This is a genomic window from Streptomyces sp. MZ04 (assembly GCF_004684775.1).
GTDB lineage: Bacteria > Actinomycetota > Actinomycetes > Streptomycetales > Streptomycetaceae > Streptomyces.
Window position 1 is genome coordinate 1 of record NZ_SRIC01000537.1, and the last position, 1,891, is coordinate 1,891.

Genomic DNA, 1,891 nt, shown 5'->3' on the forward strand with positions numbered 1-1,891 from the left:
GGTGGTGGCCACGGTGGCGGACACGTGGGCGAGGCGGGCTAGGAGCATGCGGTGTCTGTTCCCCGATCCCGCCCCTTCCCGAAACCATGGGGCTCCGCCCCCTGGACCCCCGGTCCGGGGCATCCATCAGCCCGTCCGGCGAGTGGCGCCGACCCTTCTACGGGCTGTGGCAGATATAGATCGGCCCGACCCAGGGTTCACAGACGGGCTCCGGCGGAGGCGTGGGCTCGACCGGAGTCGGGTCGACCGGAGTCGGCTCGACCGGGGTGGGATCGACTGGTGTCGGGTCAACCGGAGTGGGCTCCGGGGTGGGCGTCTGCGGCGTGGGCGTGGGAGTAGGCGTGGGAGTAGGCGTCGGCGTCGGCGTCGGGACCGGCGGCGCAACGGGTTCCGTCGGCTCAGTAGGCGCCATCGGCTCCGCCGGACCCTGCTGCTCAGGCTGATCCGCCGGCTCAGGCGCAGGAGCCTCAGGCTTCGCGGGAGCCGGGGCCTCCTCGGCGGCAGGCTGCTGCTCCGGAGGCTCCGGAGGCTCCGGAGCCTCCGTCGCTTCCTCCTCCGCCGGAGCCGCCGGACGAGGTTCCGGCCCCGCATCCTCGCTCCGCGACTCCGGTAGACCTAGGCTTTCGAACTCGTCCGAATCCACCGCAGACCGGACGGTGCTGCAGCGGTTCCTGCTGCGCTCGTACGCCGTCGTGGGTGCGGGGAGCGAGGCGACGGAACCCGACCTGGACCAGAACCTCGCGCGCCTGCTGGGCGGGGTCTGACGCGGCCGCTGCCCAGTCGTCCTGGACGGTGGCCCTGAGCGATCACCTGCGGTAGGCACCCGCCGTCCGCCGCCGGATCACCACCACCGCGCCCGCCACCAGGACCGCCGAACCCGCGCCCACCAGGAGGATCGCGGTCCAGTCCGAGCCGTCGGGCTCCACGGTCAGCGCGGCCCGCGCGGCGGCGGGAGCCGGGCCCTGCGCGGTGCGCGACCGCTCGCTCTCGGGCAGCAGCGAACCCACCGGCGTGGTGTGCCCCGCGGCCGTGAAGCCCCAGTCGAGCAGCGATCGCGCCTCTTCGTACACGGCGTATCCGTCGCCCGCCTGAGGGTTCATCACGGAGACGACCAGGGTGCGGTCGCCGCGCTGTGCCGCGCTGATCAGGGTGTTGCCGGCATGGCTGGTGTAGCCGTTCTTGATGCCGAGGAGGCCGGGGTAGCGTGCCACGCCGTCCGCGCCGGTCAGCAGGCGGTTGGTGTTCTGGATCGGGTAGGACCAGTTGCCGTTGGGGAACTGCGCGACCGGCGTCGAGCAGTAGCGGGCGAACTCGGGGTCCGCGAGACCTGCCCGGCCGAAGACCGCCAGGTCGTACGCGGACGAGACCTGCCCCGCCGCGTCGTACCCGTCGGGGGAGACCACATGGGTGTCACGGGCGCCCAAGGCGCGGGCCTTGGCGCGCATCTGACGGACGGTCTGCTGCCAGCCGCCGTTCAGCTCGGCGAGCACATGGACGGCGTCGTTGCCGGAGCTGAGGAAGACGCCCCGCCACAGATCGGAGACGCGGTAGCTGCGGCCGGCCTCCACGCCCACCAGGCTGCTGCCGTCGCCGACTCCGGCGAGCTCGCTCTCGGAGACCTTGTGGCGGGCGGCGGCGTCCAGGTGGGGCAGGGCCGTGAGGGCGAAGAGCGACTTCAGGGTGGAGGCGGGCGGCAGTTGACGGTGGGCGTTGTGCGCGGCGAGCACTTCGCCCGTACGGACGTCGGCCACCAGCCAGGACAGCGCCGAGACCCCGGCCGGCAGGGGCGGGGCTCCGGCGCCCGGCCTGGCGTGGGTGCCGGGCTTGTCGAGCAGTGCCGAGGAGTACGCGGGGGCCGGCTTGGGCGGTGCGGGTTCGGCCGGGGCTGCCG

At 73.6% G+C, this 1,891-nt stretch carries 1 protein-coding gene; it reads right to left on the reverse strand.

Features of this window, described 5'->3' with window-relative positions:
- Window positions 1-806: 806 nt before the first annotated feature.
- A partial coding sequence (locus tag E2651_RS42920; protein ID WP_135336683.1) for a serine hydrolase occupies window positions 807-1,891 on the reverse strand: 1,085 nt, incomplete at its 5' end.